We start from the raw sequence: 19,258 nt of genomic DNA, 5'->3' as shown, positions 1-19,258 counted from the left end.
GAGCATGACTACCTTCCTCGCCGGCGGGACGGGGACGCCCAAGTTGTTGGACGGTGCAGAGGGCGTCTTCGACCCCGCGGAGACGACTGTCGTCGCCAACACCGGCGACGACGTGGAACTCGGCGGGCACCTCGTCTGCCCGGACGCGGACACGGTGTTGTTCCACGGCGGCGGCGTCCTCGACACCGACCGGTGGTGGGGAATCGCCGGTGACACGACCGAAACCGACGAGGAACTGCGCCGACTCGCCGACGCCGCGGGCCTCGAATCGGGGCCGCGGTACCTCCCCGAGGAGGCCCAGACCGCCGGCCGCGACATCGCGCGGTGGCGGCGGTTCTCCGGCGTCGCGGAGTTCATGGAGATCGGCGACAGGGATCGGGCCGTCCACATCACCCGCACGTCGCTTCTCGACGAGGGGCGCACCCTGACGGAGGTGACGCGAACCCTCGCCGAGGCGTTCGGACTCGACATCGACCTCCTGCCGATGAGCGACGACCCCGTGGCCTCCGTCGTCCACACCGACGAGGGCGAGATGCACTTTCAGGAGTTCTGGGTCCACCGCCGGGCGGACCCCGCAGTGGAGGACGTGGAGTTCCGCGGCGCGGACGACGCCGAACCGACCCCCGCCGTCCGCGACGCCCTCGCGGACCCCGTCGTCGTCGGCCCGTCGAACCCCGTCACGAGCATCGGGCCGATGCTTTCGCTCCCGGGGTTCGAGGAGGCGCTTTCGGAGACGCCCGTCGTCGCCGTCTCGCCGTTCGTCGAGGACTGCGTGTTCTCCGGGCCGGCGGCGGCGTTGATGCGCGGCGTCGGGTACGAGGCGTCCACCGCGGGCGTCGCCGAGGCGTACCCGTTCGCGGACGCGTTCGTCTTGGACGACGAGGACGGCACGGAACTCGACCGGCCGGTCGTCCGGACGGACACGCGAATCGACGGCCCCGAGGACGCCGCGCGCGTCTGTCGCGCCGTCCGCGAGGCGTTGGAGGTGGTGTCGTGACGTTCGAACCGCGCGTCGCCCTCGCCAGTCTGAGCGGCCAGTCGGACGCCGAGTGGGCGCGCGCCGGGTCCGAGTTCGCGGGCGCGGCGTTCCTCGGCGGCGTCGCACTCGACGAGAAGTCCCGCGCCGCCGCGCGGAAACTGGTCGAACGCGACAGGGAGGAGTTCCTCCCCGAGGACCCCCTCGCGTTCGTCGCCGCCGAACTCGACGCCCTCGCGGACGCCCCCCTCCGACCGGCGGTCAACGTCCGAAGCGCGACGCTCTCGCCCGTGCGGGAGGCGGCGCGCCTCTGCGCCGAACGGGACGCGATGCTCGAAATCAACGCCCACTGCCGACAAGCCGAACTGTGCGCCGTCGGGTGCGGCGAGACGCTCCTCCGGGACACCGACAGACTCGCCGAGTACGTCGCCGCCGCGGCCGAGGAGGGGGCCGCGGTGAGCGTGAAAGTCCGCGCGGAAGTCGAGGGGGTCGACCTCGCGGAGACGGCGCGCGCGGTGGCGTCGGCGGGCGCGGACGCGATACACGTGGACGCGATGGACTCGGAGGCGGTCGTCCGCGACGTGGCGGACGCGGCCCCCGGTCTGTTCGTACTCGCCAACAACGAGGTGCGCGACGCGGAGAGCGTCCGCGAGTACCTCGACTACGGCGCGGACGCGGTGAGCGTCGGCCGACCCAGCACCGACCCGCGCGTCCTCCGCCGCGTCCGAGACGCCGTCGAGGGGTGGTTCGCGGAGTCGAACGCGGAGCATCCGAACGCCGACGAGTCGAACACTGACGAGTCGAACGCCGACGGGTCGAACGCCGGCGGGGTGGCGAAGTGACCGCGCCGAGAGCGCGAACGCCCGCCGAGAACGCGCAACTGGCCCTCCTCTTGGACGTGGCCGGGACGCCGAAGCCCGGCAACGTGGACCGCGAACGCGACTTGGCGGACCTCCGGTTCGAGCACTTCCTCGCGGGGGCCGTTGGGTCGGGCGAGGGCCTCCGCCGGGCGGAATCGGGCGCGCCGGTCGGCGCGGCGTTCGAACGCGCGGTGGCCGGGATGGGTCGGCAACGCGGCGGGAACACGCAGTTCGGCTGTCTGCTCCTCCTCGTCCCTCTCGTGCGCGCCGCGGCCGAAGGGTCGCTGTCGCCGGACGGCGCGACGGCGGTGGCGGAGGCGACGACAGTCGCGGACGCGGTGGACTTCTACCGCGCCTTCGAACACGTCGACGTGGCCGTCGAGGACCCCCCGGAGGACGCCGCCGAGTTGGACGTGCGCCGCGGCCGCGACGCCGCGCCGACGCTCAGGTCCCGCGAACTCACCCTGTACGACGTGATGGAGCGCTCGGAGGGCGACGGCAACGCCCGCGAGTGGACCGGCGGGTTCGCGCGGACGTTCGACGCCGCCGAGTCGATGCTCGGAGACGACGGCCCCGTGCCCGATAGGGTCGCGCGGGCGTTCGTGGACCTTCTCTCCGAGGAGGAGGACACCCTCGTCCGGACGAACCACGGCCCGGAGGTGGCCGCGGAGGCGCGCCGCCGCGCGGCCGAGGCGCGCGGCGACCCGGCGGCGGTGGCCGAACTCGCGGAGGCGTTCGTCGAGGAGGAAATCAACCCCGGGACGACCGCAGACGTCGTCTGCGCGGCGACGTTCGTCGCCCTCGAACGGGGGATGCCGGTGTGACCGACCCCGCCGACGGGTGGCCGGTCGAACTCCGCGGCGTCACGGAGTCGGTGGTGACGACGCTCGGCCCGAACGACCTGTGGAACGCCGCCGCGTTGGGCCTGCACGCGCCCGACGACGGCGAAGACGACGACAACGAGAGCGGGGACGACGCCGACGGCGACGGCGTCGTGACGGCGACGACGTGGGGGAACACCCGGACGCGCCGGAACTTCCGCCGACGGGGCGGCGGCGTCGTGCAGTTCGTCTCGGACCCGCGGACGTTCGTGGACGCCGCGATGACGGTGACCGAGTCGGAGTCGCCCGTCGTGGACGGCGCGCACGCGTGGGTCGAAGTCGAAGCCGAGCGAATCGACGGGGGCGAGTCCGGCGGCACGCGGTGGGAGGAGTGGGCGCTTCGCCCCGTCGAGTCCGCCGTCGTCGCCGAGACGGTGCCGACCATCAACCGGGGGTTCGCCGCCGTCGTGGAGGCGACGGTGGCCGCCTCGCGCCTCGACGTGCCCGCCTACGATACCGAGGAACTGCTCGCCCGACTCCGCTACTTCGCCGACGTGGTCGAAACGTGCGGCGGCGCGGCCGAGCGAGAGGCGTTCGCCACCGTCGACGAGGTGTCGGGGTGGCGCGAACGCGCGGACGAGGAGGGCGACTGGACGCCGTGAGGGGCGGTGGCGGCGCGGCCGGAACGAATCGTTTTAGTGCGCGCTGATGGAATCGTCGGACATGGCAATCAAGCCCAAGTACGTCAAGCAGCTCGGCAACGTGCTGCTGGAGGAGTACCCGCAGGCGTTCAACACCGACTTCGAGACGAACAAAGAGAGCGTCAGCAAGCTGACCAACGTCGATTCGAAGGGCGTTCGCAACCGCATCGCCGGCTACATCACGCGGAAGAAGGGCGGCCCGAAGGCGACGGCGTAAACCGGTCGAGCTTTCTCTCTCAGCGCCCGCGTCGCTCCCAGCGACCGCTCTCACCGTCCCGACGCCTCCGTACTTCTCCCCGCGCCGTCCCCGCACCTCTCCGCGCGCCGCCCTTTTCCCCCTCCGCGCGGTAGCTCTTTCGTGGATATCATCGCCCACCGCGGATTCAGCGCGCTCCACCCCGAGAACACCGTCGCCGCCGTCCGCGCGGCGTCCGAGCGTTCCGCGGGGGACGACCGAACCGTCGCCGCGGACTTCGTCGAGGTGGACGTCCGTCGGTGCGCGACGGACGAGCTCGTCGTCTACCACGACGAGGACCTGCGGAAACTCACCGGCTTCGAGGGGCGCGTCGCCGAGACGCCGCTCTCGACGCTCCGCGAGTTGACGATACTGGGCTCCGAGGAGTCAATTCCGCTCCTCTCAGAGGTGCTCGACGCGGCGGCCCCGGACGCCGGCGTCGTCGTCGAACTCAAACACGCGGGGATGGCCGAAGCGGTGGCCGACGCCTGCGAGGCGGTGGAAAACGACGTGATACTCGCCTCCTTCTTTGAGGGCGTGCTTCGGGAGTGCGAGGGCGCCTCCGCCGCGCCCCGCGCGTTCGTCTTCGACGACGACTGGACGGCGTCGCTCTCGACGGCGACGGAGCTCGACTGCGAGTACGTCAACGCCCAGTACCACCTGCTTCTCGGCCGCGGGGAGCGAATCGACGCCGCGCACGACGCCGGGTTCCGCGTCAACGCGTGGGACGTGAACGACGCCGACGCGGCGGTGCGACTCCGCGCGGACGGCGTGGACGGAATCGTGGTGGACGACCCGACGTACCTCGACTCGATCTAGAACCGGTCGGCGCGGGCGGCGGCCGCCCACCCGTTCGTCGGCGCGCCGTCGGGGACGCGGGCGGACCGGCCCGACACGCCTTCGAGGCGGCCGGCGAACGTCCACCGCTTGCCGTCCCACGTCTTCTCCGTCTCTTCGGCGGCGGCCGCGGCGGCCGCGGCGAGTTCGCCGTCGCGGATGTGCGCGGCGACGGCGGCGGCTATCGCGGCGGCCTCCGCCTCGTCGGCGTCGTCGGGGATGCTGAGGCCCGCGGCGATTTCCGACACGCCCGGTCCGGCGCCCGAGTCGGCGCCCTCTGTGCTCTCTGCGCTCTCGCCGCTCATATCGGGATGTTTCCGTGCTTCTTGTCCGGCAGTTCCGAGCGCTTCGTCTTCAGCATCTCCAGGTCCGACACCAACCGGGAGCGGGTCTCGGTCGGTTCGATGACGTCGTCGAGGTAGCCCCGGTCGGCCGCCGTGTAGGGGTTGGCGAACTCCTCGCGGTACTCCTGGATGAGTTCCTCGCGGCGGGCGTCCGGGTCGTCGGCCGCCTCCAGTTGGTCGCTGTAGAGGATGTTGACCGCGCCCTGCGGTCCCATCACCGCGATTTCGGCCGTCGGCCACGCGTAGTTGACGTCCGCGCCGAGGTGCTTCGACGCCATCACGTCGTACGCGCCGCCGTAGGCCTTCCGCGTGATGATGGTGAGGAGCGGAACCGTCGCCTCGGAGTAGGCGTACAGCAGTTTCGCGCCGTGGCGGATGATGCCGCCGTGCTCCTGGTCCGTCCCCGGGAGGAAGCCCGGCACGTCCACGAACGAGACGATGGGGACGTTGAACGCGTCGCAGAAGCGCACGAACCGCGACGCCTTCTCTGAGGCTTCGATGTCGAGGGTGCCGGCGTTGACGCGCGGTTGGTTCGCGACGACGCCGACGGAGTGGCCGTCGAGGCGGGCGAACCCGACGAGGATGTTCTTCGCGAAGTCCTCTTGGACCTCGAAGAACGACCCCTCGTCCAAGACGCCGCCGATGACGTCGCGCATGTCGTACGGCTTCCGGGGTTGGTCGGGGACGACGCTGTTGAGCGATTCGTCGGCGCGGTCCGGGTCGTCCCACGGTTCGACGCGCGGCGGGTCCTCCACGTTGTTCGGCGGGAGGTACGAGAGGAGGCGTCGGATGTCGTCTAGCGTCTCCTCCTCGGACTCGCAGGCGAAGTGCGCCACGCCGGAGGTGGAGGAGTGGGTCGTCGCGCCGCCCAACTCCTCGAACGTCACCTCCTCGCCGGTTACGGTCTTGATGACGTCCGGTCCGGTGATGAACATGTGGCTCGTGTCCTTCACCATGAACGTGAAGTCCGTGAGCGCGGGCGAGTAGACGGCCCCGCCGGCGCACGGCCCCATGATGGCCGAAATCTGCGGGATGACGCCCGACGCCTCCGTGTTGCGCCGGAATATCTCGCCGAACCCGCTGAGCGACTGGACGCCCTCCTGGATGCGGGCCCCCGCCGAGTCGTTCAATCCGACGACGGGCGCGCCGACTTCCATGGCCTTGTCCATCACCTTGCAAATCTTCTCGGCCATCACCTCGCCGAGGGAACCGCCGAAGACGGTGAAGTCGTGCGCGAAGACGAACGTCTTGCGCCCGTCAACCTCGCCGTACCCGGTCACGACGCCGTCGCCCGGCAGTTGCTTTTCCTCCATTCCGAACTTGTGGTTTCGGTGCGTCCGGAACTGGTCGAACTCGTTGAACGTGCCGTCGTCGAGGAAGTAGTCGATGCGCTCTCGGGCGGTCATCTTCCCCTTCTCGTGTTGGGACTCGATGCGCGCCTCGCCGCCGCCCTTCTGCGCTCTGTCGCGCTTCGCTTCGAGTTCGTCGATTCGGTCCTCCATCGTCACGTCGGACCACCTGCGTTCATTGTCACGAACGACCGGACGGAGCACAAAAGGGTTTCCGCTATGGACAAAGCGAGGTTCGACGATCGTCGAAAAAGTCGCCGTCGAACGCCGGACGGAGGGTCAGGCCGCCTCGGGTTCGCCGCGGACGCCCGCGAAGATGACCACCGCGAGGGCGGCGGCGGTGGCGGCGGTGGGCCAGAAGCCGAGGCGGGCGTCCATGCCGAACGTCGTCAGGAGCGTGAACACGAGGAAGACGGGCAACAGCGCGCCGGCGGCGAAGAGCCACGGCGTCGAGAGCGCCGTCGCCACCTCGCCCGCGCCCGAACGGAACTCGTCGAGGGCGTCGCGGCCCATGACCCACCCGACGAAGACGAGGAACGCCGTCAGCCCCGCGGTGAGGAGGACGTCCACGAGCGTTCCGGCGACGAAGCCGAATATCGACTGATCGAGCGCGCAGACGGACCCCGTGAGGACGACGAGTGCGCCGACGCCCGCGACGGCGGTGCGGCGTTCGAGGTCGTACTCGTCCACGAGGAAGGCGACCGGAATCTCCAGCATGCTGATGGAACTGGAGAGCGCCGCGAGGGTGACGACGGCGAAGAACGCCGTCGCGATGAGCGTGCCGCCGGGGAGTTGCGAGAACGCCCCCGCCAGCCCGACGAACAGCGCGCCCGCGCCGGTGCCCGTCTCGCCGGGCGAGATGCCGAGCGAGAAGAGCAGGGGGAAGACGACGAGTCCGGCGAGGACGCCCACGAGGGTGTTGAGGACGGCGATGGTCGTCCCGTCGAACGCCAGCGAGCGGTCCTCGCCGACGTAGGAGGCGTAGGTGACCATCGTCCCCGCGCCGAGCGAGAGCGTAAAGAGCGCCTGCCCGGCCGCCGGGCCGAGGACGCCGAAGAAGTTCTGCCGAATCGCCGAGGGGTCGAAGCGGAGGTAGAACGCGTACGCCTCGGCGGCCCCCGACTGGGTGGCCGCCCACGCCGCGAGGGCGACGAGGAGGACGAGGACGGCGGGCATCATCACCTTCGTCCCGAGTTCGATGCCGCGGCGGACGCCCGCGAAGACGATTATCCCCGTCAGCGCGAGAAACAGCACGTGGTAGCCGACGGCGTCGAACCCGGCGGCGACGCCGCCGAAGTACTGCCCCGGATCGGCGAAGTACGCCGGTCCCGACCCGGCGAGCGCGAGACCGCTCTCGACGAGGTACCGCAGTATCCACCCGCCGACGACGCTGTAGAAGGAGAGAAGCGCGATGGCGGTGAAGACGTAGAACAGCCCCCACGCGCCCCAGACGTTCGACCCCGAGAGGGAGCGGAGCGCGCCTGCGGGACTCCGGTTCGACCGCCGGCCGATGACGAACTCGGCGAGCAGTCCGGGAACCCCGACGAGCAGGACGATGCCGAGATACACGACGAGGAATGCGCTGCCGCCGTTTTCGGCGGCGACCCACGGGAACCGCCAGATGTTCCCGAGGCCGACCGCGCTTCCCACGGCGGCGAGGATGAAGCCGATTCGTGTCGCCCACGTCTCTCGTGTCATTGCGTCGCACTCCCACCTTGGCGGTAAAGTGACTTTCGGACCGAGGATCCGTCAAACCGCTATTGTAACGGTTTTTAACCCGCCAACGCGCCGCTATCGGGCGGCAAACGGTCGGAAGAAGGGGGCGTCGGCCGACGATCCGTAGGTCTAGAGCGGCGGCACGATGGCCGGTTCCGGACCGAGGAACAGCGTCTGGATGCCGAGCCACAGCGTTCCGAGGACGGCGATGACGACGACGACGCGGACCATCCAGAGCCACGTCAGCCCGAAGCCGTTACCGAGTCCCGTTCCCTTCAGCACCTCCGAGAGCGCCTCTCCGCCGAGGACCCACCCGACGAAGAGGAGGACGAGGAGCACCGAGACGGGGAGGAGCAACTGGTACGCGAGCGTGTCGAACCAGCCGAGCCACGCGGTGTCGAGCGCCGAGGGGAGGCCGAGGACGAACAGGCTGACGCCGATGGCCGCCGCGGTGGGGGCGCGCCCGACGTCGTGGTTGTCGATGACGTAGGAGACGACGACTTCCAGCAGGCTGATGGCCGACGAGAGCGCCGCGATGAGGACGACGAGGAAGAAGACGAGGCCGACGATGCGGCCCGCCGGGATGTTCGCGAACGCGCCCGCGACGCTGACGAACACCGCGCCCGGACCCGAGGTGTTCGGGTCGATACCCTGCGCGAACAGGAGGGGGAAGACGACGAAGCCGGCGAGGACGCCGACGAACGTGTTCAACACGACGATGGTGCTGCCGTCGGCGACGAGGCTGTCGTCGCGGTTGATGTAGGAGGCGTACGTTATCATCGCGCCCATACCGAGCGACAGCGAGAAGAACGCCTGTCCCACGGCGAACGGGACGATCTCGCCGAGGTTGGCCATCAGCGCGCCGAAGTCGGGCGAGAGGAAGTAGTCGTACCCCGCCGTCGCCCCGGAGAGCGTCGCCCCGTACGCCGCCAGCCCCAGCATGATGATGATGATGGAGGGGACCATCACCTTCGTCGCCTTCTCGATGCCGTCCTTGATGCCGAGGGCGACGATGACGACGACGAGGAACATGAACACCGCGTGAAGCGCCACGGCATCCACGCCGGTCGATATCGCGCCGAAGTAGGCCGTCGGGTCGCTGAAGTACGCGCCCTGGAGGCTCCCCCAGATGTACCGAATCACCCACCCGCCGACGACGCTGTAGTACGACAGGATCCAAAAGCCGGTCAGGAGCCCCAACGCGCCGACGAACCGCCACTTCCCGTGGCCGAGTCTGCCGAACGCGCTGATGGCGTTGAGTTTCGCCCGTCGACCGATGACGAACTCCGCGAGGATGGCTGGTAGCCCGATGCCGAACACCGCGATGAGGTAGACGACGAGGAAGGACGCGCCCCCGAATTGCGCGGTCTTGAACGGGAACTGCCAGATGTTCCCGAGGCCCACGGCGGACCCGACTGCCGCGAGGATGAACCCTGCCCGCGTCGCCCACGTCTCTCGTTCACTCATGTCTCTGCACGATACCATCCGTGTTATTGAAAAACACCCCGATATTCGCCCGAATAACAGATAATAAATAGACATGTTAACTTTCGTTTATAAATATATGATGACATTTATCCGGTCGAACGGGGGTCGACGCGGGGCGAGGGAGTGATCGACGGTCGGTCAGGCCTCGCCGTAGACGGGCACCGCCGCGCCGGAGGTGACCGCCGCGGCGTCCGAACAGAGAAAGGAGACGACGCGCGCTATCTGCTCGGGTTCGACCCACGAGTCGTGGTCGGCGTCGGGCATCATCTCGCGGTTCGCGGGCGTGTCGATGACGCTGGGCATCACCGCGTTCGCGCGCACCGTCCCGAGGTTCTCCTCGGCGACGGTCTCCGTGAGGAGTCGGACGCCCGCCTTCGAGGCGCGGTACGGGCCGTCGCCCTCGCCGCCCTCCAGCGACGAACGCGCGGAGACGGAGACGATGGCCCCCTCCGTCTCCCGGAGGTGCGGAAGCGCGTGCTTTGAGGCGAGGAACATCGTCTTGAGGTTCACGTCGAACAGGAAGTCGAACGTATCGACGTCCGTCTCCTCTATCGGCGTCCCGCCGCGCCACGTCCCCGCGACGTTGGCGAGGTGGTCGAGTCGCCCGTGGTCCTCGACCACCTCCTCGACGACGCGGGCCACCTCCTCCTCGTCCGTGAAGTCGCCCCGATAGAACTCGATGCCGCCCTCCGGGTCCAAGAGGGCGTCCTCGTCGTCCGGTTCGACCACGTCCGCGGCGGCCACCGTCGCGCCCGCGTCGCGGAACGTTCGAGCGACTGCGCTCCCGAGGGCACCGCTCGCACCGGTCACCAACGCCACCGTCCCGTCGAAGTCGAACTCGACTGTCATACCGCTAGGTGGCGCGCGAGTGACATAAATCGCCACGGCGAGGCGGGTCTCCGTCGGTTCGTCCGGCGGACCGCGCGATCCGCCGCCGCTTCCCGACGTGACGACCGCCCGACACAGGAATGAGGGGGCGGCACGTCGTGGGCTGTATGGTCAGGGACCGAAACTGGTCCACGAGGGACGCGACGTTCGGGAGACGCACAGTCATCGCCGGAACGGCGTCCGCCGCGACGGCCTCGCTAGCCGGGTGCTTCGGCGCACTCGGAAGCGGCGACGGAACGGCGACGGAGGCGGAACCGACGACTGTCCGCGTGGAACTGTCGAACTACGAGATCGCCCTGTCTCGGTCGACGGTTCCCGCCGGGCCGGTTCGGTTCGAAATCCGGAACGCGGCGGACCAGGTTCACCAGTTCCTCCTCGCCGCGACCGACCGCGCGCCGGACTCGCTTCCGAAGGACGCGGTCGGCCGAGTCGATACCGGTGAACTCGACGTCGCGGTGAACGCCAACGGTGTCACGCCCGGCGAGGGAACCCGACTGGAACGCGAACTGGAGGCGGGACCGTACGTGGCCGCCTGCACCCTCCCCGGCCACTACGAACGCGGAATGCACGCCGGCTTTACGGTCGAACCGCGGAGTCGATAGCTCTCCCCGTCAGGGGACGAGGACGACCTTTCCGAGGAAGCTGTCTTCGAGGACGGTTCGCTGGGCCTCCGCGGCGTCTTCGAGGGGGTACGTCTCGTGGACGACGGGTTCGACTTCGCCGCGTTCGAGAAGCGACCCGAGGCGGGTCAAGACGGCGTCCTTCTCGGCGGTGTTGTACATCGTCATGAACTGGTAGCGCAGTTCCTTCCCCTTCGTGACGCCGATGTCCGTGAATCCCCCTTCGCCGGTGTCGTTGCCGATGCCGATGATTCGCCCGTCCGCGGCCGCGACGTTCGCGTTGAACTGCAGGTACCGGTCCATGTGGGTGTCGAGAATCACGTCCGGCGGCCCCGCCGCGAGAACGGCGTCCTCCAAGTCGTCGCGGCGGTAGTCGAACACCTCCTCGGCCCCGAGTGCGCGCACGTCGTCGTGGAACTCCTCGGAGGCGGTGGCGAGAACCCGCGCGCCCATCGTCTCGGCGAGTTGGACGGCGACGTGGCCGACGCCGCCGCTTCCGCCGTGGACGAGAACCGTCTCGGCGGGTTCGACCGTCGCGTGGTGGACGAACGCCTGCCACGCCGTCGTCCCGACCAACGCGAGGGCCGCCGCGTCCTCGAAGGAGACGCCGTCGGGGATGTGCGTCAGGAAGTCCGCGGGCGCGGCGACTTCCTCGGCGTACGTGCCGGACATCCCGTTGCCGAGGCCGGTGCCGAACACCCTGTCTCCGGCCTCGAAGCGTTCGACGCCGTCGCCGACGACGGCGACGGTTCCCGCGAGGTCCGACCCCGGGACGAAGGGGAGGTGCGGGACCGGGTACGCCCCCTCCCGGAAGTACGTGTCCACCGGGTTCACCCCGACGGCTTCGACGTTCACGAGGACCTGCCCGGGTTCGGGATCCGGCGTCTCCGCGTCGTCCACCCTCAGTACGTCCGCGTCACCGTGTTCGTGAATCCTGACTGCGCGCATGTCGTTCGTGGTATCGGCGCGGGACCGTGATAAATTCGGAGGCGACGGAGCGAGGGAGTCGGGGGACTCCGGCGGGGTAGAAGCAATCCGTGCGGGGTAGTTCCCGAACGAAGATGAACGGGATTTAAGCGCGTGCCCCACCCTGCCACGGATGGAATGAAGCTTCACGAATATCAGGCGAAGGACATCTTCGCCGAGGCCGGGATTCCGGTGCCCGAGTCCCGCCTCGCGTCGTCCGTAGACGAGGTCATGGAGGCCGTCGAGGATATCGGATACCCCGCGGCCATCAAGGCGCAGGTTCACGTCGGCGGACGCGGCAAAGCCGGCGGTATCAAGATCGCGACGGACGAGGAGGAGGCCCGAGAGGCCGCCGAGGACATCCTCGGCATGGACCTGAAGGGCTACACCGTCGAGGAAGTCCTCGTCGAGGCCGGCGTGGACTTCGAGAACGAACTGTACGTCGGTATCACGATGGACCGCGGCGAGGGCAAGCCCGTCGCGATGGTCTCCACCGAGGGCGGCGTCAACATCGAGGAGGTCGCCGAGGAGACGCCCGAGGCCATCGCCCGCGAACACATCGACCCCGCGTTCGGCCTGCACCCGTATCAGGCCCGCAAGGTCGTCTTCGAGGCCGGCATCCCCGACGACGTGGCGATGGACGTGGCGTCGTTCCTCTCGACGCTGTACGACCTCTACGAGGAAAACGACGCCTCCGACATCGAGATCAACCCCGTGATGATCACCTCGGACCGGGAAATCGTCGCCGCCGACGCGGTGATGAACATCGACGACGACGCCCTGTTCCGACACCCGGACCTCGCGGAGATGGAGGAGGACGCCTACCAGAACGACCTCGAACGCAAGGCCGGCGAGTACGGCTTCGACTACGTCCGCCTGTCGGGTAACGTCGGCATCATCGGCAACGGCGCGGGTCTCGTGATGACGACGCTCGACATCGTGGACCACTACGGCGGCGAACCCGCCAACTTCCTCGACATCGGCGGCGGTGCGAAGGCCGAACGCGTGACCAACGCCCTCGACATGGTGTTCTCCGACGAGAACGTCGACGCCGTCGTGTTCAACATCTTCGGCGGCATCACCCGCGGCGACGAGGTGGCCAAGGGTATCAACGAGGCCTTAGAGCAGTTCGACGAGATTCCGAAGAAGGTCGTCGTGCGCCTCGCCGGCACCAACGCCGAGGAGGGCATGGAGATTCTCAACACGGACCTCGTCGAGGTGGAGAAGACGCTCGAAGACGCGGTCCAACGGGCCGTCCAGAACGCGGAGGAGGCAAGCCAATGAGCATCTTAGTCGACGACGACACTCGCGTGGTTGTACAGGGCATCACCGGTGGGGAAGGGAAGTTCCACACCCAGCAGATGATGGAGTACGGAACGAACGTGGTCGCCGGCGCAGTCCCCGGCAAGGGCGGCCAAGAGGTCGAAGGCGTCCCCGTCTACGACACCGTGGACGAGGCCGTCCGCGAGGAGGACGCCGACGCCTCCGTCGTGTTCGTTCCGCCGGCGTTCGCCGGCGACGCCATCTTCGAGGCCCTCGACACGAACCTCGATTTCGTCGTGGCCATCACCGAGGGCATCCCGACGCAGGACATGGCCAAGGTGAACAAGCGACTCTCCGAGGTGGACACGCGCTTGCTGGGTCCGAACTGCCCCGGCATCATCACGCCCGGCGAGTCGAAACTCGGCATCCTCCCCGGCAACATCTTCGAGGCGGGTAACGTCGGTCTGGTCTCCCGGTCGGGCACCCTGACGTATCAGGTCGTCTCGAACCTCACCGACCGCGGCATCGGCCAGACCACCGCCGTCGGCATCGGGGGCGACCCCATCATCGGCACGTCGTTCATCGACGCCCTCGAACTGTTCGAGGAGGACCAGGAGACGGAGGCCGTCGTCATGTGCGGCGAAATCGGCGGCGAGGACGAGGAACAGGCCGCGAAGTACATCGCCGAGAACATGGACACGCCCGTCGCGGGCTTCATCGCGGGCCGCACCGCCCCGCCGGGCAAGCGCATGGGCCACGCGGGCGCAATCGTCTCGGGGTCCGGTACGGGAACCGCCGAGTCGAAGATTTCCGCGCTGAACGACGCCGGCGTCCCCGTCGGCGACACGCCCGAGGAAGTCGCCGAACACGTCGAAGACTTCCTGTAGAGACGCCGCGTCTCCCCTCTCTAACTTCTACTTCGGCGCTCTGGAGTCGCCGTCGAGTGCCGAGAGGCACGCCCCGCAGTACGACGCGTACGGGGGGTTCGACGCGCCGCAGACGTCGCATCCGGCCGTCTCGGCCGTCCGCCCGCCGTCGCTCACCGCGGCGGTGAACGGGGCGCGCCGGTACGTCGGCGCGGTCGCGTCGTCGTCGTCCATCCGTTCGAGAACCTGTTCGACGAGGCGGTCGTCCCGGAGTTTGTCGAGTCCTCTCACGAGGCCGACGAAGAGAACCGAGGGCGCGACGACGCAGAACGCCGCCACGAGGAGTCGAAATACTACCTCCACGTCCATGGCCCGGATACGGATGCGAGGCCCTTACCTCTACCGCGCGTTAGCGCCCGAGAGAGTGTCCCTCGCGGACGTATTCGGTTTCGACGCCGCGCGCCGGTCCGGTTCGGACGACGCCGCGGCGACGGCCGAAATACCACGTTCGTTATGAGTCCCGAAATCGCCCTTGCGGCGGTTATAGGGTTTATATCCCGTCACCCCTTTTCGATATACCATGCACGAAGAGTTACTCTCGCAATCGACTCGAGGTTCTCTTGCGACGACGCTCGTCTCTCTCGTCGCCGACGTCTCCGGCACCGACGCCGTGGACCTGCCGCCGTTGGCGGCGGTGGTTGACCCCGACGCGCTCGGTTCGCTGGTGGACGGCCCCTCCGCCGTGGAGGGTCTCACCGTCTCGTTCGACTACGCCGGGTTCCACGTCGTCGTCCACGGGAACGGCCGCATCCACCTCACCGAGGCGGACGCGATCCGGCGGCGAAACTGACCGTCTCCGACCCTCCGTCTCCGATCCTCCGTCTCTGATCCTCCGTCTCTGCTCCTCCGTCCCCGCCTCTCTCGATCGAGCGAGCGATTCGGACGTTCCGTCGTTCACGATTGTCACAGTTGTCACGAGATAGTGTTGAATCACCGTCGGGTGAAACGAACGAGTGCGCGTCGTCGGCGACCCCGACGCCGACCGGTCCCGCGCCGGGGTTCCCCGGGTGGTCGGCGATTCGACGGCGTGCATCCGCGGACGCCGCCCCGGTGCCCGCGGAACCCTCTCAGCCCCCACCCCACCCCCTCGCCGCCCGCACCGACCTCTAACCGTCCCCGCCCGCCCCCACTTCGGCCCTCCAGCCGACTTCCCCCTCTGCTTCGGCCCTCCCCTGACCCCTCCTCCTTCCGTTCGGTGCCCATTCCGCCCCGTCGAACCCGTCGGTCAGCCGGTCGAACCGTCGAATCACGTCCGAAGATTGATATGCCTGTTCGATCCACTCGGCGCATGAACGCGACACTTCCGTCGGGGCGACGCGTTCACATCGCCCCGTTGGGCTACGAACGGGACCGGGTGGTGGAACCCGCCCGCCGAGAGGCCGCGGACGTGGTCTACCTCCTCGTCGATTCCGCCGAACGCGGCCCCGAAGACTCCGGAGACGTCGTCGAGCCGAGCTCGACGGCCCATCGGACACGGTCCGACGACGTCGTCGAACCGAGTTCGACGGCCCGCGAGGCGACGTCCGGCGGCACCTCCCTCGACGCCGAGTGGTCGCCGGAGGCGGAGGCGGTGGACTGGGACGCCGCGACGCCGTACCAACTCGCCGTCCGCGAGGAACTCGACGAGTTCGCCGACGCGCGCGCGGTTCCCGTGCGCATCCACGACGTGTACGACGTGATGGGCGTCGCCACCACCATCGCCGCCAGACACGACGAAGACCAGGTGTTCGTCAACATCTCCTCGGGGCCGAACGTCGCCGCCGTCGGCGCGGCCATCGCCTGCATGACGACGGACGCCCTCCCGTACAGCGTCACCCCCGAGTCCTACGGCCACGACGTGGCCGAGACGCCGCTTACCCGCGGCGTCGCGGAGGTGACCACCGTTCCCGACTACCCCATCGAGTCGCCGACGCGCGAACAGGTCCACATCCTCGGGTACCTCTACGAGACGACCGTCGAGAAACCCTACTCCGTCAACAAGCGCAACCTCATCGACAGGGCCGACGACTACGACCTGCCGTTCCTCGCCAACTACTCGACGGAGAGTCGCCAATCGGAGTACCGCCGCCTCGACGCCGCCATCATCGAACCCCTGCGCGAGAAGGAGTACATCCGCCTCGAACCCGCGGGCAAACAGAAGAACGTCGTCCTCACGGAGACGGGCATCAGCGTCTACCGCGCCTTCCAGCACAAGATTCTCGACGAGTAGTCCGCCCCGTTCGCGTTCGTCGCGCGTCGGCCCGGCGTTCGTCGCGTGGTAGCCGCACGTTCGGTCTGCGAGTCGAACCGCGCGCCACCTTCGCAAGCGTCATCCCCGTCGGACCGCAAGGGGCACCATTGGCGTCGTCCGCCGCCGCGGGCGACAGTCTCGCACCATGTCACCGAATCTCTCCCGCCGTGACGCTATCAAGGCCCTCGGGGCGGGTTCGCTCGTCGGCACCGCCGGGTGTCTCGGAACGCTCGGGTTCGAGACGCAGTCGGCGTGGCGCGACCCGCCGTTGGTCGAGAACCGCCCCAACGCCGTCTACCGACCCGCCCTCACCGAGGGGATGAAGACGTACGGGACGACGACGGCGGGGCCCTACGGCGTCGCGTTGACGTACTCGTACCCCCACCGCTTCTGGACGCTCACCGGGACCGAACTGTCGAAGACGGTGGTCGAGTCGGAGGACTCGCTGCACCTCATGGTCTCGCTTTGGGACCGAGAGACGCGGACGGTTCTCCCCCTCGACTCGGGGGTGACCATCGAGATAACCCGCGACGGGAGTCTCGTCACGGAGGAGCTCGCCTACCCGATGCTCTCCCAGCAGATGGGGCTGCACTACGGGTCGAACTACGTCCTCGACGGCGAGGGCGAGTACGAGGCGACGGTGAACGTCGGCGGCGTCTCCCTCGACCGGACGGGGGCGTTCGCCGGACGCTTCCAGTCGGCGGAGACGGCCTCCTTCACCTTCACCTTCGACACGGACGACCTGTACGACGTTCCGCTGAAACGCCTCGACGACGCGGGCGAACGCGGCGCGGTCGAACCCATGGAGATGAAGTTCCCCGTGGGCGTCGCGCCGAAGAAGGACGCCCTCCCGGGCCGACACCTCGGCCGCGCGACCAGCGGAGACGCCGTCTTCCACGCCTTCGCCGTCGAGAATCCGTCGAAGGGACGCTTCGGCGACTCCGGCACCTACCTCTACCTCTCGGCCCGCACGCCGCACAACCGAATCGCCCTGCCGATGATGGGACTGACCGCGACGCTGACCCGCGACGGGGGGACGGCGTTCGAGGGCACCCTCGCGCGGACGCTCGACCCGGAACTCGGCTACCACTACGGCGCGGGCGTCGGCGAGGTGCGCGGCGGCGATACGCTCGAAGTCGCCGTGGACGTACCGCCGCAGATCGCCCGCCACGACGGCTACGAGACGGCGTTCCTCGACATGCCGCCGATGACGTTCGACGTGAGCGAGTGACGCCCGGCGGCGAGACGAAACACCTGAGAGACGGACGCTCCTACACCGACGCACGGACGGAAGACGACCGACGACCGACGACCACATCCACAACCCATGACGGAGACGACGAACGCCGCGACGGACGCGCCCGAGGAACCGACCGGCACCGACGAGTTCGCCTGCCGAACGTGCGGTCGGACGTTCCCGACGGACAGACTCCGCATCCTCCACCGCGGGGTGCGCCACCCCGCCGACGTGACGGAGGCGGAGCGAGAATCGTACCGCGAGGCGTACCTCGAAGAGGAGGCGGAGATTCGCTCGTTCCGCATCCGCGCGCTGGGCGTCCTCGTCCTCCTCTACTTCGGCTTCCTCATCGTCTATGCCCTCATCGCGTGACAGACTCGTCGGGCGCGCCCTCGCGTGCTGTCTCGCCCTCGTCGGAACGCTCCTCGTCGCGGAGGGCGTCTCGGCCAGCAACGCGGCCGTCGGCCTGCAGGGGGCGTCGAGGGACGCGCTGTCGATTCCGCGGTGGCTCTACGTCGCCACCGGCGGCGCGACCATCGGCGCGTCCGCGCTCTTGGCCAGTTTCGTCACCGACCGGCGGTTCGTCCGCGACATCCACCGGACCCACCGCGACTTCGGCGTCCGGTCGCTCTACCGCGGCGGCGTCGTCGCGCTTCACCTCCTCGGACTCGTCGGCCTCGTCCTCGTCGTCTACAGCGGTCTGACCGGTCCGCAGGTGCCGACGGTCAACTTCGCCGTCGTCGTCGTCTTCGCCGGCCTGCGCGCGGGCCTCACGATGCTCTCCTACGCCGTGGGGAACGTCTGGCCCGCGCTGAACCCGTGGCGAACCGTCGCCGCGCGCCTCCCCAACGGCTTCCTCGACTACCCGGCGCGGTTCGGGCGGTGGCCCGCCGTCGTCGGCCTCCTCGGCCTCGTGTGGGTGGAGACGACGACCGGAATCACGAAGCGACCGGAACTGCTGGGCGCGGCCGTCGTCGCCTACTCGGCGCTGACCGTCTCGGGGGCCCTCGCCGTCGGCGCGGAGGCGTGGTTCCGGAACGCGGACCCCGTCTCGGTGTTCTTCCGGTTCTACGGCCGCGTCGCGCCGTTCTCGTGGGACGAGGGACGCCTCCGCGCTCACCTGCCCGGGATGCGCCTCGTCGGCGGCGAGAGCGACGACGCCTACGCGAACGGCCTCGTGACGGGCCTCGACGACGCGGCGATAGCCGTCGCCCTCGTCTGGGAACTCACCTTCAGCGGGTTCGTGACGACGCGGCAGGGGGCGCAGTTCGTCCGGGCCGCCGTCGACGTCGGCGTCCCGCCCCTCGTCGTCTACGGCGGCCTGTTCGTCGGCGGCTTCCTGGCGTTCTACGGCGCGTACCTCCTCGCCGCCCGCGCCGCCGCGAACCGCCTCCGGACGCACCGCACCGCGCACGAACTCGCCGTCGGGTTCACCCCGCCGCTTCTGGCGATCGCCGCGGGCTACCACCTCGCACACTACTTCGGCTTCTTCGTCTCGTTGGCCCCGTCGCTCGTCGCCGTCGTCGGGTCGCCGCTCTCGCCCCCGGCGAATCCGCTGGTGCTGACGCTCCCGTCGTGGTTCGGCGCGCTCGACATCGTGTTCGTCCTCGGCGGCCACGTGCTGGCGGTCTGGGTGGCTCACTCCGTCGCCTACCGCCTGTTCCCGAGTCGGATGCAGGCCATCTGGAGCCAGTTCCCGTTCGTGTTCGTCATGGTGGGCTACACCGCCGCGAGCCTCTGGTTGATATCGCTACCGACGGCGCAGCCGCCGTTCCTGCCGTGAGGCGGGGGGAGACGAGAA

21 protein-coding genes are annotated in these 19,258 nt (G+C 69.0%); 14 read left to right on the top strand and 7 right to left on the bottom strand.

What is annotated here, in order from left to right; all coding sequences use genetic code 11:
• Positions 1-4: 4 nt before the first annotated feature.
• The 6 genes from cofD to ACFQEV_RS06315 all read left to right on the top strand — a co-directional run bounded on the left by cofD (position 5) and on the right by ACFQEV_RS06315 (position 4,412).
• A complete protein-coding gene (cofD, locus tag ACFQEV_RS06340; protein WP_379693770.1) occupies positions 5-997 on the top strand; it encodes a 2-phospho-L-lactate transferase in 993 nt (330 codons plus the stop codon).
• The gene (locus ACFQEV_RS06335; protein WP_379693768.1) at positions 994-1,818 is read left to right on the top strand and encodes a tRNA-dihydrouridine synthase; all 825 of its coding nucleotides are present in this window, start codon (positions 994-996) and stop codon (positions 1,816-1,818) included. The genes cofD and ACFQEV_RS06335 overlap by 4 nt, the downstream gene beginning before the upstream one ends.
• Positions 1,815-2,660, top strand: coding sequence for a triphosphoribosyl-dephospho-CoA synthase (locus tag ACFQEV_RS06330; protein WP_379693767.1), 846 nt, complete (start codon positions 1,815-1,817; stop codon positions 2,658-2,660). Before ACFQEV_RS06335 ends, ACFQEV_RS06330 begins: the two co-directional genes overlap by 4 nt.
• A complete protein-coding gene (locus ACFQEV_RS06325) occupies positions 2,657-3,319 on the top strand; it encodes a DUF447 domain-containing protein (RefSeq protein WP_379693765.1) in 663 nt (220 codons plus the stop codon). The genes ACFQEV_RS06330 and ACFQEV_RS06325 overlap by 4 nt, the downstream gene beginning before the upstream one ends.
• A 61-nt stretch (positions 3,320-3,380) precedes the next feature.
• On the top strand, positions 3,381-3,575 hold the full coding sequence (locus ACFQEV_RS06320) for a 30S ribosomal protein S17e (protein ID WP_379693763.1): 195 nt from the start codon (positions 3,381-3,383) through the stop codon (positions 3,573-3,575).
• 141 nt (positions 3,576-3,716) lie between these two features.
• Positions 3,717-4,412: a glycerophosphodiester phosphodiesterase gene (locus ACFQEV_RS06315; protein WP_379693761.1), complete on the top strand. Its 696-nt coding sequence runs from the start codon at positions 3,717-3,719 to the stop codon at positions 4,410-4,412.
• Here the strand turns inward: ACFQEV_RS06315 and ACFQEV_RS06310 are convergent.
• The 5 genes from ACFQEV_RS06310 to ACFQEV_RS06290 form a co-directional block, all read right to left on the bottom strand.
• Entirely contained in the window at positions 4,409-4,735 is a 327-nt protein-coding gene (locus ACFQEV_RS06310; protein ID WP_379693759.1) for a hypothetical protein, read from the bottom strand. The genes ACFQEV_RS06315 and ACFQEV_RS06310 overlap by 4 nt on opposite strands.
• Positions 4,732-6,276: an acyl-CoA carboxylase subunit beta gene (locus ACFQEV_RS06305; protein WP_379694559.1), complete on the bottom strand. Its 1,545-nt coding sequence runs from the start codon at positions 6,274-6,276 to the stop codon at positions 4,732-4,734. The genes ACFQEV_RS06310 and ACFQEV_RS06305 overlap by 4 nt, the downstream gene beginning before the upstream one ends.
• Positions 6,277-6,402: 126 nt before the next feature.
• Positions 6,403-7,821: a sodium-dependent transporter gene (locus ACFQEV_RS06300; RefSeq protein WP_379693756.1), complete on the bottom strand. Its 1,419-nt coding sequence runs from the start codon at positions 7,819-7,821 to the stop codon at positions 6,403-6,405.
• A 147-nt stretch (positions 7,822-7,968) separates the two neighbouring features.
• Positions 7,969-9,306: a sodium-dependent transporter gene (locus ACFQEV_RS06295; protein ID WP_379693753.1), complete on the bottom strand. Its 1,338-nt coding sequence runs from the start codon at positions 9,304-9,306 to the stop codon at positions 7,969-7,971.
• Between the two features lie 159 nt (positions 9,307-9,465).
• Positions 9,466-10,176, bottom strand: coding sequence for an SDR family oxidoreductase (locus ACFQEV_RS06290; RefSeq protein ID WP_379693750.1), 711 nt, complete (start codon positions 10,174-10,176; stop codon positions 9,466-9,468).
• 146 nt (positions 10,177-10,322) lie between these two features.
• Here ACFQEV_RS06290 and ACFQEV_RS06285 point away from each other — a divergent pair, with 146 nt between their 5' ends.
• The gene (locus ACFQEV_RS06285; RefSeq protein ID WP_379693748.1) at positions 10,323-10,817 is read left to right on the top strand and encodes a hypothetical protein; all 495 of its coding nucleotides are present in this window, start codon (positions 10,323-10,325) and stop codon (positions 10,815-10,817) included.
• Positions 10,818-10,826: 9 nt separating this feature from the next.
• Here ACFQEV_RS06285 and ACFQEV_RS06280 read toward each other — a convergent pair whose 3' ends face one another.
• A complete protein-coding gene (locus ACFQEV_RS06280) occupies positions 10,827-11,783 on the bottom strand; it encodes an NADPH:quinone reductase (RefSeq protein WP_379693746.1) in 957 nt (318 codons plus the stop codon).
• A gap of 156 nt (positions 11,784-11,939) precedes the next feature.
• On the opposite strand from ACFQEV_RS06280, the gene sucC reads away from it, so the two are divergent.
• Both sucC and sucD read left to right on the top strand, forming a co-directional pair.
• The gene (gene sucC, locus ACFQEV_RS06275; protein ID WP_379693743.1) at positions 11,940-13,085 is read left to right on the top strand and encodes an ADP-forming succinate--CoA ligase subunit beta; all 1,146 of its coding nucleotides are present in this window, start codon (positions 11,940-11,942) and stop codon (positions 13,083-13,085) included.
• Positions 13,082-13,951: a succinate--CoA ligase subunit alpha gene (sucD, locus tag ACFQEV_RS06270; protein WP_379693741.1), complete on the top strand. Its 870-nt coding sequence runs from the start codon at positions 13,082-13,084 to the stop codon at positions 13,949-13,951. Before sucC ends, sucD begins: the two co-directional genes overlap by 4 nt.
• Positions 13,952-13,978: 27 nt before the next feature.
• Here the strand turns inward: sucD and ACFQEV_RS06265 are convergent, their stop codons facing one another.
• Positions 13,979-14,299 (bottom strand): zinc ribbon domain-containing protein, encoded by a 321-nt coding sequence (locus ACFQEV_RS06265; RefSeq protein ID WP_379693738.1) that lies wholly within the window; start codon positions 14,297-14,299, stop codon positions 13,979-13,981.
• A 211-nt stretch (positions 14,300-14,510) separates the two neighbouring features.
• Here ACFQEV_RS06265 and ACFQEV_RS06260 point away from each other — a divergent pair, with 211 nt between their 5' ends.
• The 5 genes from ACFQEV_RS06260 (at position 14,511) to ACFQEV_RS06240 (ending at position 19,240) form a co-directional block, all read left to right on the top strand.
• Positions 14,511-14,780 carry a HalOD1 output domain-containing protein gene (locus tag ACFQEV_RS06260; RefSeq protein ID WP_379693736.1) on the top strand — a complete coding sequence of 90 codons (270 nt, stop codon included), beginning with the start codon at positions 14,511-14,513 and terminating at the stop codon, positions 14,778-14,780.
• A 498-nt stretch (positions 14,781-15,278) separates the two neighbouring features.
• Complete coding sequence (locus ACFQEV_RS06255) at positions 15,279-16,199, top strand: HFX_2341 family transcriptional regulator domain-containing protein (protein ID WP_379693734.1); 921 nt, start codon at positions 15,279-15,281, stop codon at positions 16,197-16,199.
• Positions 16,200-16,365: 166 nt separating this feature from the next.
• Positions 16,366-17,451 carry a DUF7350 domain-containing protein gene (locus ACFQEV_RS06250; RefSeq protein ID WP_379693731.1) on the top strand — a complete coding sequence of 362 codons (1,086 nt, stop codon included), beginning with the start codon at positions 16,366-16,368 and terminating at the stop codon, positions 17,449-17,451.
• A gap of 96 nt (positions 17,452-17,547) precedes the next feature.
• Positions 17,548-17,829 carry a DNA-binding protein gene (locus tag ACFQEV_RS06245; protein ID WP_379693729.1) on the top strand — a complete coding sequence of 94 codons (282 nt, stop codon included), beginning with the start codon at positions 17,548-17,550 and terminating at the stop codon, positions 17,827-17,829.
• Positions 17,813-19,240: a hypothetical protein gene (locus ACFQEV_RS06240; protein ID WP_379693727.1), complete on the top strand. Its 1,428-nt coding sequence runs from the start codon at positions 17,813-17,815 to the stop codon at positions 19,238-19,240. Before ACFQEV_RS06245 ends, ACFQEV_RS06240 begins: the two co-directional genes overlap by 17 nt.
• Positions 19,241-19,258: the final 18 nt, after the last annotated feature.

This window comes from Halopelagius fulvigenes (genome assembly GCF_042662625.1).
Taxonomy (GTDB): Archaea; Halobacteriota; Halobacteria; order Halobacteriales; family Haloferacaceae; genus Halopelagius; species Halopelagius fulvigenes.
The sequence above is the reverse complement of the archived record's forward strand: the minus strand, read 5'-3'. Positions and strand labels throughout refer to the sequence as shown.

Bases quoted from the DNA above. Each gene is read 5' to 3' on its own strand.
- sucC (WP_379693743.1), top strand. From the start codon at position 11,940: ATGAAGCTTCACGAATATCAGGCGAAGGACATCTTCGCCGAGGCCGGG.
- ACFQEV_RS06320 (WP_379693763.1), top strand. From the start codon at position 3,381: ATGGCAATCAAGCCCAAGTACGTCAAGCAGCTCGGCAACGTGCTGCTG.
- ACFQEV_RS06265 (WP_379693738.1), bottom strand. From the start codon at position 14,299: ATGGACGTGGAGGTAGTATTTCGACTCCTCGTGGCGGCGTTCTGCGTC.
- ACFQEV_RS06240 (WP_379693727.1), top strand. From the start codon at position 17,813: ATGCCCTCATCGCGTGACAGACTCGTCGGGCGCGCCCTCGCGTGCTGT.
- ACFQEV_RS06245 (WP_379693729.1), top strand. From the start codon at position 17,548: ATGACGGAGACGACGAACGCCGCGACGGACGCGCCCGAGGAACCGACC.
- ACFQEV_RS06300 (WP_379693756.1), bottom strand. From the start codon at position 7,821: ATGACACGAGAGACGTGGGCGACACGAATCGGCTTCATCCTCGCCGCC.
- ACFQEV_RS06260 (WP_379693736.1), top strand. From the start codon at position 14,511: ATGCACGAAGAGTTACTCTCGCAATCGACTCGAGGTTCTCTTGCGACG.
- ACFQEV_RS06250 (WP_379693731.1), top strand. From the start codon at position 16,366: ATGTCACCGAATCTCTCCCGCCGTGACGCTATCAAGGCCCTCGGGGCG.
- ACFQEV_RS06305 (WP_379694559.1), bottom strand. From the start codon at position 6,276: ATGGAGGACCGAATCGACGAACTCGAAGCGAAGCGCGACAGAGCGCAG.
- cofD (WP_379693770.1), top strand. From the start codon at position 5: ATGACTACCTTCCTCGCCGGCGGGACGGGGACGCCCAAGTTGTTGGAC.
- ACFQEV_RS06295 (WP_379693753.1), bottom strand. From the start codon at position 9,306: ATGAGTGAACGAGAGACGTGGGCGACGCGGGCAGGGTTCATCCTCGCG.
- ACFQEV_RS06290 (WP_379693750.1), bottom strand. From the start codon at position 10,176: ATGACAGTCGAGTTCGACTTCGACGGGACGGTGGCGTTGGTGACCGGT.
- sucD (WP_379693741.1), top strand. From the start codon at position 13,082: ATGAGCATCTTAGTCGACGACGACACTCGCGTGGTTGTACAGGGCATC.
- ACFQEV_RS06280 (WP_379693746.1), bottom strand. From the start codon at position 11,783: ATGCGCGCAGTCAGGATTCACGAACACGGTGACGCGGACGTACTGAGG.
- ACFQEV_RS06285 (WP_379693748.1), top strand. From the start codon at position 10,323: ATGGTCAGGGACCGAAACTGGTCCACGAGGGACGCGACGTTCGGGAGA.
- ACFQEV_RS06310 (WP_379693759.1), bottom strand. From the start codon at position 4,735: ATGAGCGGCGAGAGCGCAGAGAGCACAGAGGGCGCCGACTCGGGCGCC.
- ACFQEV_RS06255 (WP_379693734.1), top strand. From the start codon at position 15,279: ATGAACGCGACACTTCCGTCGGGGCGACGCGTTCACATCGCCCCGTTG.